14 protein-coding genes are annotated in these 14,907 nt (G+C 60.0%); 2 read left to right on the top strand and 12 right to left on the bottom strand.

The window, feature by feature from the left end; all coding sequences use genetic code 11:
* Nucleotide 1 precedes the first annotated feature (1 nt).
* Together ACOERD_RS11020 and ACOERD_RS11015 are read right to left on the bottom strand one after the other, a co-directional pair.
* Complete coding sequence (locus ACOERD_RS11020; RefSeq protein WP_419739059.1) at nt 2–1,588, bottom strand: ABC transporter substrate-binding protein; 1,587 nt, start codon at nt 1,586–1,588, stop codon at nt 2–4.
* Between the two features lie 231 nt (nt 1,589–1,819).
* Nucleotides 1,820–2,506: an MOFRL family protein gene (locus ACOERD_RS11015; RefSeq protein WP_419739058.1), complete on the bottom strand. Its 687-nt coding sequence runs from the start codon at nt 2,504–2,506 to the stop codon at nt 1,820–1,822.
* Here ACOERD_RS11015 and ACOERD_RS11010 point away from each other — a divergent pair.
* Complete coding sequence (locus ACOERD_RS11010; RefSeq protein WP_419737624.1) at nt 2,499–4,241, top strand: IS1634 family transposase; 1,743 nt, start codon at nt 2,499–2,501, stop codon at nt 4,239–4,241. The genes ACOERD_RS11015 and ACOERD_RS11010 overlap by 8 nt on opposite strands.
* Before the next feature lie 236 nt (nt 4,242–4,477).
* On the opposite strand, the gene ACOERD_RS11005 is transcribed toward ACOERD_RS11010, so the two are convergent.
* From ACOERD_RS11005 to ACOERD_RS10970, 8 genes are all read right to left on the bottom strand, one after another.
* Complete coding sequence (locus ACOERD_RS11005; protein WP_419739057.1) at nt 4,478–5,581, bottom strand: DUF4147 domain-containing protein; 1,104 nt, start codon at nt 5,579–5,581, stop codon at nt 4,478–4,480.
* On the bottom strand, nt 5,581–6,018 hold the full coding sequence (gene dtd, locus ACOERD_RS11000) for a D-aminoacyl-tRNA deacylase (RefSeq protein ID WP_419739056.1): 438 nt from the start codon (nt 6,016–6,018) through the stop codon (nt 5,581–5,583). The genes ACOERD_RS11005 and dtd overlap by 1 nt, the downstream gene beginning before the upstream one ends.
* A gap of 114 nt (nt 6,019–6,132) precedes the next feature.
* Complete coding sequence (locus tag ACOERD_RS10995) at nt 6,133–7,221, bottom strand: TFIIB-type zinc finger domain-containing protein (protein ID WP_419739055.1); 1,089 nt, start codon at nt 7,219–7,221, stop codon at nt 6,133–6,135.
* 18 nt (nt 7,222–7,239) lie between these two features.
* Complete coding sequence (locus ACOERD_RS10990; protein WP_419739054.1) at nt 7,240–8,388, bottom strand: SPFH domain-containing protein; 1,149 nt, start codon at nt 8,386–8,388, stop codon at nt 7,240–7,242.
* A 22-nt stretch (nt 8,389–8,410) separates the two neighbouring features.
* Nucleotides 8,411–9,367 (bottom strand): DUF2927 domain-containing protein, encoded by a 957-nt coding sequence (locus tag ACOERD_RS10985; protein WP_419739053.1) that lies wholly within the window; start codon nt 9,365–9,367, stop codon nt 8,411–8,413.
* A gap of 12 nt (nt 9,368–9,379) precedes the next feature.
* Complete coding sequence (locus ACOERD_RS10980; protein WP_170374831.1) at nt 9,380–10,570, bottom strand: toxic anion resistance protein; 1,191 nt, start codon at nt 10,568–10,570, stop codon at nt 9,380–9,382.
* A gap of 33 nt (nt 10,571–10,603) precedes the next feature.
* On the bottom strand, nt 10,604–11,518 hold the full coding sequence (locus ACOERD_RS10975; RefSeq protein ID WP_419739052.1) for a 5-bromo-4-chloroindolyl phosphate hydrolysis family protein: 915 nt from the start codon (nt 11,516–11,518) through the stop codon (nt 10,604–10,606).
* Nucleotides 11,519–11,692: 174 nt separating this feature from the next.
* Entirely contained in the window at nt 11,693–12,508 is an 816-nt protein-coding gene (locus ACOERD_RS10970; protein WP_419739051.1) for a pseudouridine synthase, read from the bottom strand.
* Between the two features lie 61 nt (nt 12,509–12,569).
* Between ACOERD_RS10970 and ACOERD_RS10965 the strand changes: the two genes are divergently transcribed.
* Nucleotides 12,570–13,022, top strand: coding sequence for a nucleoside deaminase (locus tag ACOERD_RS10965; RefSeq protein WP_419739050.1), 453 nt, complete (start codon nt 12,570–12,572; stop codon nt 13,020–13,022).
* Here ACOERD_RS10965 and ACOERD_RS10960 read toward each other — a convergent pair.
* Nucleotides 13,019–14,185 carry a M24 family metallopeptidase gene (locus ACOERD_RS10960; protein ID WP_419739049.1) on the bottom strand — a complete coding sequence of 389 codons (1,167 nt, stop codon included), beginning with the start codon at nt 14,183–14,185 and terminating at the stop codon, nt 13,019–13,021. The genes ACOERD_RS10965 and ACOERD_RS10960 overlap by 4 nt on opposite strands.
* The gene (locus ACOERD_RS10955) at nt 14,185–14,877 is read right to left on the bottom strand and encodes a metal-dependent hydrolase (protein WP_419739048.1); all 693 of its coding nucleotides are present in this window, start codon (nt 14,875–14,877) and stop codon (nt 14,185–14,187) included. Before ACOERD_RS10955 ends, ACOERD_RS10960 begins: the two co-directional genes overlap by 1 nt.
* Nucleotides 14,878–14,907: the final 30 nt, after the last annotated feature.

Below are 14,907 nucleotides of genomic sequence, written 5' to 3'. Positions count from 1 at the left end.
ATTACACGAACCACATCTTGCGTGAGATGTTGCCGTTCATCATCTCTTGCGTCGGATCAGATTCCCAACCGTCCAGCTGGTTGCTGATGCCTTCGACAAAGTCGTTGAACATCGGGCAAATCAGGCCGCCTTCGTTGCGGACCATCTGGCCCATCTGGCTGTAGATACCCTTGCGTTTCTCGGGATCCAGTTCGGCGCGCGCTGCGAACAGCATGTCGTCGAAGGCCTGAACCTTGAAGCGCGTGTCGTTCCAGTCTGCGCTCGACAGATACGCGGTCGAGTACATCTGGTCCTGGACGGGACGACCACCCCAGTAGGAGGCACAGAACGGCTGAACGTTCCACACTTCCGACCAGTAACCGTCATTAGGTTCACGCTTGATTTCCAGCGGGATACCTGCCTGAGCTGCGGTTTGCTGGAACAGCGCCGCCGCATCCACTGCGCCTGGGAAGGCGCCATCTGCAACACGCAGAATGATCGGCGAACCATCGTGGCCGGATTTCTTGTAGTGCTCGGCTGCTTTTTCAACGCTGAACTCACGCTGTTCGATGGTTTCATCGAACAGGGGGTAGGCCGCGTTGATCGGCATGTCGTTCCCGATCGAGCCATAGCCACGTAGAACTTTGTCCACGAGATCCGCGCGGTTGATGGCGTATTTCAGAGCCGTACGCAGTTCGTTGTTGTCGAACGGAGCCGTGTCACAATGCATGATGAACACATAGTGGCCACGACCAGCGGTCGAATGAACAGTCAGGTTGGGTGCGCGGCCCAGCAGGTCGGCAACTTTGGGCTCAACGCGGTTCACGGCGTGAACCTGACCCGATTGCAGTGCAGCTGTCCGGGCAGTTGCGTCGTTGATGACAACCACTTCGACGCTGTCGAAGTTGCCGAAATCGCTGTTCCAGTGGTTTTCGTTCTTGGTGAACAGGTGGCGGACGCCGGGCTCATCAACTTCCAGCTTGTAGGGGCCTGTGCCGATACCGGCCGCCGGGTTCTCCATACCGCCATCCGGCTGAATGATCAGGTGATAGTCGGCCATCAGATAGGGCAGGTCGGCGTTGGGCTCGGAAAGGGTGACCTGGAAATTGTCGCCATCGGCCTTCATCGACTCGATGCCCTTCATGATGCCCAAAGCACCGGACTTGGAGTCTTCGTTCGAGTGGCGCTGCATGGTTTTCAGCACGTCTTCGCTGGTCATAGTCTTGCCGTTGTGGAACTCGACCCCTTGACGCAGCTTGAAGGTCCAGACTTTGGCGTCTGCACTGCCTTCGACGCTTTCGGCAAGGCGTGGTTCGATCGTGCCGTCGGGTGCAACTTCGACCAGTTGGTCGCCAAACTGTTTGCCGTTCTGGAACGGTACCGAGCTTGCATAGGTCGCCGGGTCAAGCGAGTTGGTCGATTCGCCGCCCTGTAGGCCGAATTTCAGGTCGCCACCCTTTTTCGGGCCGGCTGCACGGGCCGCGTCGGCAAACATCTTGCTGGCCATGGCTGCCGAAACGCCAAGAGCGGCGGCTTTGCCCATGAACTCGCGACGGGTCAGTTTGCCTGCCGTCACCTGTTTGGACATGTGAGTGAGTTGTTCGTTCATTCAGAAGCTCCCAGTTGGTTGTGTTCGCCCGTTTTCGGGCTTTTTATTGACGCGTGAGTCAACAATGACGCATTTCAGCGGGTCGGGCAAGTGGAATTCCGTGTCGCAAATGTGCCTTGCCTGACAATACCGTGTTTATCAAAGCCGTCATAGCGCCGTGTCTTCGCGTCCTCCGCTATGACGAAAATGATCTATTGGTTGCCTTGGTCGGTATCGGGAGAATACGTCATTCTAATCCCGAATTGCGACAATCAGGTCCATCACATTGGTTCCTGTCGGCCCGGTCACCAGCAAAGCGCCTGCGTTTTCCAGGAAGGCCCCACTATCGGCGGCAGCCAGCGCCTCGTCCGCGCCTTTGGCCCAAGTGGCGCCAGAAACAACCCCGCCTGCTGCGTTGGTCGGGCCATCCGTTCCGTCGGTTCCTCCGACCACGACCGTGATATCTTCAAGGCCGGAAATCTCGTGCGCCAGTGCCAGTGCCAGGGCCTGATTGCGCCCACCCTGTCCGGGGTTTGGGGGCAGCACAACAGTCGGCTCGCCGCCGAAAACCATCACGCCTGATCCCATCTGCCTTAGCTTCTTACCGATTGCGGTGGCGACGGCCTGATAATCGTCATGCAAGGCCTCTTCATTGGCCAGCACCGACAGACCCGCATCCTCGGCCGCTTCGGCGGCTGCCGCACGGGCATGGGCGTTCGAGGCAATGATCTGCGCTTCGGCCTCGTAAGAGACTTGTTCAGGCAGCGCACCGATGCCCGAGCCGATAACGTTCACCTGACTTCCGACCTTTTTGTTGATCTGACTGGGTTTTTGGTTTGTTTTCAGGTGTGGTTGCTCAGAGGCGCGTTGTAGTGCCCCATTATTATAAAAAGTATTGACATGGGCCTTCAGATGGCTAACCTCTTCGCCCATGTTCATCCGCACCAAACATGACGCAAAGCTCAACCGCACACGGATCCAGATCGTTGAATCCGTCCGCACCGGCTCCAAGGTACGCCAGAAGATCCTGCGCCATGTGGGTGTGGCCCATAACGACAGCGAGATTGAGGATATCAAGCGTCTGGCGGGCCGCTTGATGGAGCAATTACGCATTGATCGCTCGCCGCAAATGGAACTGTTCACGCCCACGGAATATGCCGATCTGCAGGCGCTGGTGCGCCGCGCTCCGCGGCCGGACAAGCTTGGCGTTGATCTTGCCGAGTGCCGTGAGGAGGCGCGGGTCTCTCTGGGTCTGCGGGATGTCATGGGGACGATGTATGACCAACTGGGTTGGGGGGCCCTTCTGGGGGCGGCGCGTAAAAGTGCCAATCGCATTGTGAAAGAGCTGGTTATGGCGCGGATCGCACAGCCCGAGAGCAAGCGCGCGACCGTGGAGGCGTTGGAGAACCAGGCAGGCATCACGCTCAATCTGGACGTGGTCTATCGGAGCATGGATTACATCAATACGCCGGTGATAGACGGGATTTGCAAAACCTCTCACGCGGCGGCAGAGAAGTTGCTGGGCGGGCCAGTGACCGTGCTGTTCTACGATTGCACGACCCTGGCCTTTGACACCGAGCGCGAGGACCCGGCCGAGGATGCGGACGGGGTCGAGCAGGATCATCTTCTGGCCAAGGGCTTCAGCAAGGATGGCAAGCATCACCGCGCTCAGGTCATGCTGGCGCTGATCGTCACCTCCGATGGGCTGCCTGTGGGCTATGAACTCTTCCCGGGAAACACCTGGGAAGGTCATACGCTGGAAGCTGCGCTGAAGGCGTTGGAGGGACGCTTCGACGTGGCCAGGGTCACGTTCGTGGCCGATGCCGCCATGCTCAGCAAGGACAACCAGCAGATGTTGCAGAACAAGGGTCTGCCCTACATCCTCGGCTATCGCATGAAGTCCGCCCCGGCCGCCGTGAAGGCGAACATTTTGAGCCCGGAGGGACGCCAGCCTTGGGCTGGACACGGTTCTGAAGAGGCAACCGAGAAGGGCTGGTACAAGGTGATCGACCAGGAGGGAGCGCGGGTCATTGTGACCTGGTCACCCACCCGGGCACGCAATGATGCCCACAAGCGCGACAAGGCAATCGAAAAGCTGCACAAGAAGCTCAAGCGCTCTCGCAAACCCGGCAGCTTCAGCAGCCGGGGATATGGCCGCTTCCTGGCCTTCCCCGACAGCGGGGACGTCACGCTGGATGATGCAAAGATCAAGGCAGCGGCACAATGGGACGGGCTGCATGCCATTGTTGTTCATGGTGCGGACGAACTGGAGGCACAGGACGTCATTGCCCGCTATCACCAGTTGTGGGAGATCGAAGCCTGCTTCCGCACCAACAAGCACGATCTGAAAATCCGGCCCATCTATCACTGGTCGCCGCGTCGGGTCCGGGCCCATATCGCCATCTGCTACATGGCCTTCTGCTGCCTGCAGCACCTGCGCAAGCATCTGGACCTGCTCGGACACCCGATGAGCCCGGCTCGTATCCGCAACGAGTTGAACGCATTGCAGCTCTCGATCCTGCGCCACAAAGGCACCCCTGACCGCTACGGCATGCCAAGCCATGCCACGGTCGATGCCAGACGCATCCTCACCTGCGTCGGCCTGACCTGGAACGAAGCCCCTTTCAAGATACCCCCCGGGCGCACCCGAAAAACTGGCCAGACCAAAGCCTGAGCTCCCTCAACACTCCGAAACAATCGCTGGCGAAAAAAGTCCGTGTAGTGCCTTTTGGCAACCAAGGCATAATAATATCAATGACTTATACGAAAAAATGTCGGAAGTCAGGAAATGTGCCTTGCCTGACAATACCGTGTTTATCAAAGCCGTCATAGCGCCGTGTCTTCGCGTCCTCCGCTATGACGAAAATGATCTATTGGTTGCCTTGGTCGGTATCGGGAGAATACGTCATTCTAATCCCGAATTGCGACAATCAGGTCCATCACATTGGTTCCTGTCGGCCCGGTCACCAGCAAAGCGCCTGCGTTTTCCAGGAAGGCCCCACTATCGGCGGCAGCCAGCGCCTCGTCCGCGCCTTTGGCCCAAGTGGCGCCAGAAACAACCCCGCCTGCTGCGTTGGTCGGGCCATCCGTTCCGTCGGTTCCTCCGACCACGACCGTGATATCTTCAAGGCCGGAAATCTCGTGCGCCAGTGCCAGTGCCAGGGCCTGATTGCGCCCACCCTGTCCGGGGTTTGGGGGCAGCACAACAGTCGGCTCGCCGCCGAAAACCATCACGCCTGATCCCATCTGCCTTAGCTTCTTACCGATTGCGGTGGCGACGGCCTGATAATCGTCATGCAAGGCCTCTTCATTGGCCAGCACCGACAGACCCGCATCCTCGGCCGCTTCGGCGGCTGCCGCACGGGCATGGGCGTTCGAGGCAATGATCTGCGCTTCGGCCTCGTAAGAGACTTGTTCAGGCAGCGCACCGATGCCCGAGCCGATAACGTTCAGATCATCCCCTGGCACGTCCGAGATCGCCAGAACCGTGACCTTCCGGCCTTTGAGCCGGGACAGCAATCCTCCGCCTTTGACCTGCGAAATCTTGCGTCGTTCCGCATTCATCGCCCCGATATCAAGTCCTTCGGAGAGCAGCTTTTTGTTCAACGTCTCCAGATCCTCAAGCGTTTTGCCACCTATCAAATCTTCAGCCAGCGAGGATGCGCCGCCCGACACCAACAGTAGCAAATGCGCCTCGGGTGGCATGGCCTCGACCGCAAGCCGTAGCGCCCTGCCGCCTGCCAGGCTGCGGCCGTCCGGGACGGGATGTGAGGCCTCGATCACCTCGACGCCCTCCGGCAGGTCGCGCCCATGATCGTCCTTGGTGACCACCAGCGCAGGGATGTCTCCGAAATGATCCAATGCCGCTCGGGCCATCGCCGCCGCAGGTTTGCCCACGGCCAGAATCCGATCCGGTTTTGCAACATCGGAGAGTGCTTTTCGGGTCGCCGTGTATCCGTCTACCGCAGCGACCCCTGCTTGCCAGAGTGCGATTGCCTGTTCAGCGCGGGTCATCAATTCTCCATCCAGATTGTCACTGGCCCATCATTGACCAGCTCAAAGGCCATGTCGGCCCCAAATTGCCCTGTCTCAACCGCGATCCCGCACGCGGCGAGGTTCTTGGCAAAACTTTCATAAAGGTGTTTTCCGATATCCGGCGCAGCGGCCTGCGAGAATCCGGGCCGGTTACCGCTGGCCGTATCCGCAGCAAGGGTGAACTGGCTGACAACCAGGGCCGAGCCGCCGATGTCCACAACAGACCGGTTCATTTTGCCGGCGGCATCCTTGAAGATTCGCAGCTTGGAGATTTTCGCAGCAAGTTTCGAGGCGTTCTCTTCGCTGTCGTCCTGCATCGCGCATACGAGAATCATCAGGCCCGGTCCCGATTGACCGACAACAGCGCCATCCACCGAGACTGACGCTCTAGAGATCCGTTGTACGACTGCGCGCATCGCTCTCCCCAAATCGCATGCGTTCAGCAGTCGGTTTAGCCGCCGGAGAACCACTTGTCATCCAGCGTCTTGCCCGTATTCGGGAAAACGTCTGCCTGTGTGATTTTGGTAGGCTCAACCCTGCGACGTCGCCATCACGTACCCCACGCCCGCTGCCACCAGAAGGCCGAGGACCACCGCAATGGTTATCTTGATCGCAGACCAAGGCCGTTCACCTTGCACCCGGCCAGTGCGCCCGTTGACTACAAAGCGATAGGTTTGCCCGCGATACTTATAGGCAGCCATCCAGATGGGCAGCAGGATATGCTTGAACGTCACATCGCGCACATCCGTGTCCACCGCGTGAATACGTTGCCGGTCGCCGCCGATGTCAAAGCGCACGTCACGTTCGATCACCCGCGCCATATGCGCACGCGCCTCGGAATACCCATCGGGCAACTCGACCGAATAAGCCTCGGCCCGGAACCCCGCCAGGTATTGCGGCTGGTAGGGTTCAAGTGCGGGCAGATCCCAGGGCTCCAACGCGTCTGTATATTTCTTGGGCAGAGAGCGTGACGCCAACACCAGAACGTCATCAAAGAACCGAGCGACACGACCGGATTTCGGGCTCCAGCGCACTTTGGCCACCTGTTGTTGCACCCGCTTCCCGTCGCGCATGACGGTGCGCGTTTCGTAGTAGACGGTGCCGCGTTCGCCGCGATAACTGGATTTGGTGTCCGCGTCGAAGGTCCAGTAAGGCACATAGATGCCCTGCATTTTTCGCCCCTTGCGAGCATAGTCCTTCAGCCCGTTCGGCGCGAACCAAAGCCGACCCAGCCAATCCCCCATCGCCTTATGGGCGGACCGTTCATCCAGCGCAAAAGGCAGGACGCCTTTGGGTTTGATATGCCTGTTGACGCCTGTATCCGTCACCACAGGAGTGGCACAGAACGGACATTCCGCTGCGTGGGTATTCGGGTCGAACTCGACCTGAGCGGCACAGTTCGGGCAAGACAGAACCCGCGTTTCCTCAATCTCGCTTTCCGGCAGACGGTCCGCGATGGCGGAGTCAAAATCCAGCTCGCGCAGGCTTGCGCCGCCCCATGGGCCTGAGCCAATGGGTTCGGAGTGGCCGCAATGGTCACAGGTCAATGTGCCATCGCCGGGATTGAACCGGTAATCCGCACCACATTGGTCGCAGGGAAAGCGATGTTCTTCAGTCATCCGTCCGCCTGCTACCACTTAGGCACCCGGCGGGGGCGGAGGCAGGATCGTGAATAGCTGCGCCAATTCCTGCACCTCACCCGCTTTTTTCCAGCCGTCCTGACCTGCAGTCCAAACATGTGTCTCACGTGTCAGTTCCCCGTCCGAAGCCATACGCCCCATCTTGGCCTTCGAGAACGGCCCGCTGGTCTGTCCGTCCACCGCGATATGCCATACATGCTCAACGGGCGGAGGAGGCGGCGGGGCCGCATGCGCGGATGTTTGCGGGGCAGCGGGGGCGGGCGATCCCCACGGGCCGCTCGGTTGGCCCGCTGCCATGTTCGCCATCTGATTGGCCATCGCCATGCCCATTCCCATGCCAAGACCGGCACCCATGCCGCCGCCCTGACCGGGGTTGTTGGCTGCTGCCGTCATCGCCTCGGCGGCGGAATACTGGGTGAACTTGCCCAGATCACCCGCCAGCCCCATCGAGGTGCGCTTGTCCAACGCGGCCTCTACCGCAGGTGGAAGCGAGATGTTTTCGATGTAGAACTCGGGCATCTCAAGCCCGTAGCCATCCAACACGGGCGAGACTTCGGCTGCAATCAGTTTGCCCAGATCGGCCGTATTCGCAGCCATGTCGAGAACCGGAATGCCGGATCCAGCTATCACGCGGCTGAACTCTTGCACGATGATGTTGCGGACCTGAAAGCTGATCTCGTCCATGGTAAACTCACCATCGGTTCCGACGATCTCGACCAGGAATTTCGCCGGGTCTTTAACGCGTACCGTATAGGTTCCATAGGCCCGAATGCGGGTTGGTCCGAATTCGGGATCGCGCAACATGATCGGGTTCTTGGTGCCCCATTTCAGATCATTGAACCGAGTCGTGTTGACGAAATAAATCTCGGACTTGAACGGAGACTGAAAGCCGTGATCCCAGTGCTGCAAAGTCGTTAGGATCGGCATGTTGTTGGTCTCAAGCATATAGAGGCCGGGCGTGAACACATCCGCCAGCTGTCCTTCGTGGACAAACACCGCGGCCTGACCTTCGCGCACCGTCAGCTTGGCACCATACTTGATCTCGTGCCCTTCGCGTTCGAACCGCCAGACCATGGTGTCTCGGGAGTCATCGACCCAGTGAATAACGTCGATAAACTCTCCGGTCAGAAAATCGAAAATTCCCATTTGGGTTCTCCTGTCCTTGGGGTCAGAGCGGCTGCCCCATCAATTCGCGCGCAATGATCCGCACCACGGGGCGGGCCTGATCGACCGTCACTCCGGGCGAAAGACGCGGGTCATAGAGCATTGTCAGTAGTTTCTCATCATGACTTGTCAGCAAAGCAAACTCATCATCATCGTTGAAGATCGAAGGCCGCGCGGCGGGGCTGTCATTGGACAGGCCCAGCCCTTGCGCAATCTCTTCGTGAATACAGCTGCGCCGCACCAGATCGGGCAGTTCCGACCGGATCAGCGTCACAGCACGCACGTATTTGTTTGGATCGTTGCGGGTGGCCGAAGCAAACACAAAACAGTCGAAACTCGCACGCGGGTTGGCGACTAAATCCAAAGAGGCTTGACTGATGTTGGGCACCAGTTCCTTGAGACGCGTGACAACATAGGCGCTGTCATCTTTTCCGGCAAAGAACACGTGGAAATTGGCCTTGCGACTAACGGTCGAGATCGGATGGCCGGTCAGTTTGGCAAGCCTCGCAGCATAAGATTGAACCTGATCCGCGTCACTACTGCGTGTTGCGGGCAGGACCGAGGGGCCGAACTCGGTCTGAATGCGAACGGGTCCTGACCAACGGCTGAGCTGTCCATCCGTCTGCCGAGACCCGAGCGAGACAGTGTGATCGGGATACTCGCTGTAGAAGGCGATGGCCTCGAAATTCCGGCTCAGGTCGTCGGCGTCATAGGGGGTGTCTGGTCCGCCGCCATCGGTGCGCAGCAGGCCGCGGGTCAGCAGATCCCGTTCGATCCGCTGATAGAACCGCGCGAGGTCTTGGCTGGCCGCGGATGGCGGCACATAGGCGTTCGCCGCAGGCGGCGGGGCCGATGGCCGCACCTGAGGAACGACCGAAGAGGTCAGCGCCTCTTCGCACCCCGCAAGCGCTAGAAGCCCCAGTACACCAAGGCCCGTTTTGAGACAGGTCAAAGGCCGCACGCCCAGCCCACCTTATCCCGGAACAGCCGTTCCGGCATTGTCGCCGGTCCCGTCACGCCGTGCTTTGGCGGCGGCCAGCGTGTCACGCAGTTCGGCTTCCATTTTCTGCAGTTCCTGCTCAGCGGCTGCACGTTTGGCTTTGCCTTCGTCTGCGATCGCCAGGCTTTCATTGATCGTGCCGATCAGATCAGCGTTGGCCTGTTTGACGGCTTCGATGTCGAACACGCCACGCTCCATCTCCTCGCGGATCATCTTGTTCGACTCGCGCAGGTTGGCCGCGTTCGAGGTCAGCAGCTCGTTGGTCAGATCATTGGCGTCGCGCACGGCAGCGGCGGCTTCGGCGCTGCGCTGGATGGTGACGGCCTGCGCCAGCTGGGTTTCCCACAGCGGAACCGTGTTGACCAAGGTTGAGTTGATCTTCGTCACCAGAGATTTGTCGTTTTCCTGCACCAACCGGATCGAGGGCAGCGACTGCATCGTCACCTGCCGGGTCAGTTTAAGGTCATGCACCCGGCGTTCCAGATCGTCGCGCGCGGCGCGCATGTCGCGCAGCTCCTGCGCTTTCATGACCTGCTGGTCTTCGGGCGCTGCCTGAACCTCGGCCTCTTTCTCGGGGATGTCATGGCTATCCAACTCGGTCAGCTTTTCCTCGCCCGCAGCAATATAGAGCGCCAGTTCGTCATAGAACCCCAGCGTTTTTTCATAGAGCAGGTCCAGCGATTTGATGTCTTTCAGCAGAGTGTGTTCGTGAGAAAGCAAATCGTCTGTGATACGGTCGATCTGGCCCTGAACCTCTTCGTATTGCGCGGTGAACTTGGCGAAGGGTGCGGCGCGGCCCAACAATTTCTCCCACCAGCTGCGTTCGCGCCGCACGTCCAGTTCACTGACCGAGAACCCCCGGATCGTGGTGACGATGTTGCGCAGGCTGTCCCCTGCGGGGCCAACATCCTTGTTGCGCACATCTGCAAGCATGGCCTGGCTGATCTCTTGCAATTCGGCCTGCGCGGATGAGCCGAAGGCGACGATCGAATTGGTGTTGCCCATGTCGATCTCATCCATCCGCTTGCGGATCTCGGCGCTGACGGGTTCGTCGGCCTCTTCAAGCGAGACGACCTCGGCCTGCGGTTCGGGCAGGGCCACCGCGGTGACCTCTTGCACAAGTGTTTCGGCCTCAACCGCTTTGTTCTTGATCTCGTCGGACATAGGGGAGTTCCTCGCTCAAATATAAAGGGCCGGTCAGTCCAGCCGGACGCCTTCGCGCTGCAGTCTTTCACGCAGCACGTCGATTTCGACCGTCAAGTCACTGCGGTCATCCAATAGCATTTTGCGCGTACGCGCGGCGAAATTCTGTTCCAGATCATCCAATAGGGCAGAGTAGTCTGCCAAAGCCTGTCCGTCGCGGGTGCGGGCGTAGACATCCGCGAACTTGACGGTCGCATCACGTGCGCCCTGCAGGTAGACGGTCAGATACTTCCGTGCGCCCGCCAGATCGCGAGGATCTTCTTCGACCGTGCGGAACAGATCACGGGCGGTGTCCTGAAATCGCTCGACACGCGCCTCGATCCGTCGATCTCCGGCCCGTTTGATCGCATCCGTCATCTCGGCCAGATGCTTTTCGGCGTCATCGACGACGCGGGCGACACGGTCTTGCTGGAACGTGTCGATGCCCTCCATGCCCTTGTTTTTCATGGGATCCAAGCCAAAGGACACGGAATGCAGGGTCGCGGCGGCGGCACCAAACAGGATCGGGGCTACAAGGCTTGCTTGTGCTGCGGTCTCAGCGTCCAGAAACTCCGTCCGGTAGGACGCGAGCGCAGCCCCAAGTCCGGTCAGAACGCTGGCAAAGATCTTGCGAGGGAAGGCCGGGCGACGCGCGGTTTTGCGGACGTTATAGGCGGCCTCGGCCCGTAACCCTTCGCGCAGCAAAAACGCAGCGGCGGTCAGCAGGCCAGCGGCGACAAGACCCATGGTCGTGCCAATGGCGCCATCATTCAGCGACAAAAAGACCAGAGGGATGGCGGGAATGAACAGGATATTCGCCCGCGCGCCTGCAGGTTCAACCCGAGCATTGTCAAACTGGCCGCGCGGCAGCGGGCTGTCTGGCGAGTCCTCACCCTGAGGGCTGTATTTGCCACCGAACCGTTTGGCCATGGCTACAGACCCCCAAGCAGGCCAGTGCAGACGCCAAAAAGCAGCACCAGAAGGGCCGCATAGGCCAGTTTTTGCACTCCGCTCCCGGACATTCAGCCCCCCAAATAGCAGCACTCACAGAAAATTTAGGGGATACGAGGGCTTGGCGCTAGGGGGAAGGTTGTTAAACCCGCATCACTTGCGGGGTTTCTTGCCGATCGGAGGGCGTTTTCGCTGCGGTCGCGTCGCTCGTTTCGCTGTACCTTCGGGCTTTTCGTCGCCATCCAGACCCAACTGATCGCGCATCACGCGGCGGCGGACCTCTTCAACCTCACCCGGTTTCAGGTCGCCCAGTTGGAATGGCCCGTAAGACACACGCAACAGGCGGTTCACGGTAAAGCCGATATCCTCGATCGCGCGGCGAATCTCGCGGTTTTTGCCTTCGCGCAGACCGATTGTCAGCCAGGCATTTGCGCCCTGCTGACGATCCAGCGAGACGGTCATGGGCTGAAACCGCTCGCCCTCGATCACGAGACCCTTGCGAAGGGGGGCGAAGTCTTCGTCCTTGGGGCGTCCATTCACCCGCACGCGGTATTTGCGCAGCCAACCGGTTGAGGGAAGCTCCAGCTTGCGTTTGATGCCGCCATCATTGGTCAGCAGTAACAGCCCTTCTGAATTCAGGTCCAACCGGCCAACGGACATCACCCGAGGCATGCCTTCTGGCAATTCGTCAAAGATCGTCGCGCGGCCTTTTTCGTCCTTGGTCGTGGTCACCAAACCGGTCGGCTTGTGATACAGCCAAAGCCGTGAGGGTTCGGGTTCCGACACCGGTTTGCCGTCGACGGTGATCCTGTCTTTGCCGGTCACGTTCAGGGCGGGGCTTTTGATAGCCTTGCCGTTCACACTGACGCGGCCAGCTTCGATCATGCGTTCCGCCTCGCGCCGCGAGGCAACGCCAGCACGGGCCAGGACTTTGGCGATCCGGTCGCCGGGAGGAGGGGTGTTGCTCATGGCAGGGCCATACCCCATCCCGCCCGCTTGCGAAAGGCAGGTTTCTAAGGCAGTCAGAGACATGGTGTTTAAATCGCATATGGACGAGGCACTGGCCGAGGCCCGCGCGGCCGCCGAACGGGGGGAGGTTCCTGTCGGCGCGGTGATCGTCGCGCCTGATGGCCGGGTTGTGGCCTCTGCCGGGAATCGCACGCGTGAGCTGAACGACCCGACCGCCCATGCCGAGATACTGGCTCTACGCGCCGCCTGTGCTGAGGCAGGCTCGGAAAGGCTTCCTAGTCATGACCTCTATGTGACGCTGGAGCCTTGCGCGATGTGTGCAGCGGCGTTGGCTTCGGCTCGTATCCGCCGCATCTACTACGGCGCGTCCGACCCGAAATCAGGTGGGGTCGCCCATGGCGCACGGGTTTTTGCGCACCCGCAGGCCCATCACAAGCCGGAGGTCTACGATGGCATCGCCGCCGAGGAGGCGGCCGACCTGCTCAGGTGCTTTTTCGCGAGCCAACGCGATTAGGATTTAACTACCATCTCACGCGGGATATCGGCCAGCGGTTGGCCGCCCTCCGGCGTCACCACAAAGCTCTCGGTTATCGCCAGCCCCCAGTCCGGAGTCCACAGTCCCGGCATCAGGTGAAACGTCATGTTTTCCTGCAATACCGTGGTGTCGCCGGGACGCAGGCTCATCGTGCGCTCGCCCCAATCGGGCGGGTAGCTGAGGCCGATGGGATAGCCGGTACGGTTGGCCTTTTCATATCCGGCTTGGGCGAAACTGTCGTAAACGCAGGTGGCGATTTCCTCGCATGTGGTGCCGGGACGGGCGGCTGCCAGAGTGGCTTCAATCGCCGACAGAACCGCCGCTTCGGCCCGGCGGATGTCATCCGGTGGATTACCCAGAAACAGGCTGCGACTGGCGGGGCAGTGATACCGTCGGTAGCAGCCGGAGATTTCGAAATAGGTGGCTTCTCCTCGCGCTAATGGCCTGTCATTCCAGGTGATATGCGACGCCGATGCCTCGCGCCCCGAGGGTGCGATTGGTACAATGGCAGGGTAGTCGCCCGCCAAATCGGGCAGGCCAGCAATGCCTGCGGCCTGCACTTGGGCGACAAGTTGGTTCTTGGGCAGGCCTTCGCGAAATGCCTCGCGCAGCACCCCATGCATATGCGCCGTCAATTGGCCCGCCTTGCGCATCATGTCGATCTCAGCGTCGCTTTTGACCGCACGCTGCCAGTTCACCAGACTCGTCGCGTCGATCATTTCACCGAAGGCGCGCTCAAGAATGCGGTGGCTGGCGGCGGAGTAGTAGTAATTGTCCAACTCGACACCCAGCCCTCGGGTCCAGTCCCGGTCGCGCAGCGCGAGAACCAAAGCGTCGACCGGATGGTGGTCGGGATGCTGAACGTGTTCTTCCGGCCAATCCAGCAAATCCGCCGCGTCCAGCCAGGTGGTCTGCGCGGCGCCGGCCTTGTCCTGCGTGCGCCCCCACCACAGAGGCGCCCCGTGTGCAGGCAAGATCACCATCTGCGGGACGTAGAAGCTCCAGCCGTCATACCCGGTAAGCCAGGCCATGTTGGATGGGTCGGTGACCAGCAGAGTCTCAATCCCGCGCGCGTTCATCGCCGCGCGGGTCTTGCTCAGACGATCCGCGTATTCCTGCGCGCTGAAATCTGACGCAGGCATCAGAGAGAGATCGCTTTCATGACTTCAGGCTCGATCACGTCCACACCGGGCAGACCGTCGATCAGTGTCTGCGCGGATTGCTCAAGTATGGGGAAGGTTTTGTAGTGGCAGGGAATCACCGTTTTGAAATTGAAATACCGTTTGGCGGCATAGGCGGCGGCTTTCATATCCATTGTGAAATGTCCGCCGGCGGACAGAATGCCGATATCGGGTTTGTAGTAGTCCCCCATCCAATCCATATCCGCCATGACATCGGTATCGCCCGAGACATAAAGCATGCGCCCCTCAGCTGCGATCATGAATCCGACCTCACTGCCGCCGGTGCGCAGCCCGTCCGGGGTCGAAAAGGTCGAGCTGTGCGAGGCGGGCACCATCGTGACTTTGATGCCGTTCAGATTGACCGTTCCGCCTTTGTTGAAGCCGATGGTCTCAATCCCTTCGGCCTCGGCCCAATAGCCCATGAGGTCGTACTGACCGACCACCGGCACCTTCAGGTGTTTGGCCAAAGGCAGGATGTCGACGACATGGTCGAAATGCGTGTGGGTCAGAAGGATATGCGTGGCACCTTCAACGGCCGCATCATGCTGATCCTCGGGCAGAGACGGGTTGCCGGTCAGCCACGGGTCGACCAGTAGCACCTGACCTTCGGTTTCAATGCGAAAGCTGCCATGGCCCAACCAAATGATGTTCATGAGAAATCCTCCTGCGATGCCTATTGGCAT

Origin of the sequence: Ruegeria sp. (assembly GCF_965199275.1) — a bacterium.
Classification (GTDB): domain Bacteria; phylum Pseudomonadota; class Alphaproteobacteria; order Rhodobacterales; family Rhodobacteraceae; genus Ruegeria.
This window is presented reverse-complemented; position numbering and strand designations above follow the sequence as displayed.

What these genes read in the sequence shown, in the direction of transcription:
- ACOERD_RS11020 (WP_419739059.1), bottom strand. Translation starts at nt 1,588, where the DNA reads ATGAACGAACAACTCACTCACATGTCCAAACAGGTGACGGCAGGCAAA.
- ACOERD_RS11010 (WP_419737624.1), top strand. Translation starts at nt 2,499, where the DNA reads ATGTTCATCCGCACCAAACATGACGCAAAGCTCAACCGCACACGGATC.
- ACOERD_RS11015 (WP_419739058.1), bottom strand. Translation starts at nt 2,506, where the DNA reads ATGAACATGGGCGAAGAGGTTAGCCATCTGAAGGCCCATGTCAATACT.
- ACOERD_RS11005 (WP_419739057.1), bottom strand. Translation starts at nt 5,581, where the DNA reads ATGACCCGCGCTGAACAGGCAATCGCACTCTGGCAAGCAGGGGTCGCT.
- dtd (WP_419739056.1), bottom strand. Translation starts at nt 6,018, where the DNA reads ATGCGCGCAGTCGTACAACGGATCTCTAGAGCGTCAGTCTCGGTGGAT.
- ACOERD_RS10995 (WP_419739055.1), bottom strand. Translation starts at nt 7,221, where the DNA reads ATGACTGAAGAACATCGCTTTCCCTGCGACCAATGTGGTGCGGATTAC.
- ACOERD_RS10990 (WP_419739054.1), bottom strand. Translation starts at nt 8,388, where the DNA reads ATGGGAATTTTCGATTTTCTGACCGGAGAGTTTATCGACGTTATTCAC.
- ACOERD_RS10980 (WP_170374831.1), bottom strand. Translation starts at nt 10,570, where the DNA reads ATGTCCGACGAGATCAAGAACAAAGCGGTTGAGGCCGAAACACTTGTG.
- ACOERD_RS10975 (WP_419739052.1), bottom strand. Translation starts at nt 11,518, where the DNA reads ATGGCCAAACGGTTCGGTGGCAAATACAGCCCTCAGGGTGAGGACTCG.
- ACOERD_RS10970 (WP_419739051.1), bottom strand. Translation starts at nt 12,508, where the DNA reads ATGAGCAACACCCCTCCTCCCGGCGACCGGATCGCCAAAGTCCTGGCC.
- ACOERD_RS10965 (WP_419739050.1), top strand. Translation starts at nt 12,570, where the DNA reads ATGGTGTTTAAATCGCATATGGACGAGGCACTGGCCGAGGCCCGCGCG.
- ACOERD_RS10960 (WP_419739049.1), bottom strand. Translation starts at nt 14,185, where the DNA reads ATGCCTGCGTCAGATTTCAGCGCGCAGGAATACGCGGATCGTCTGAGC.
- ACOERD_RS10955 (WP_419739048.1), bottom strand. Translation starts at nt 14,877, where the DNA reads ATGAACATCATTTGGTTGGGCCATGGCAGCTTTCGCATTGAAACCGAA.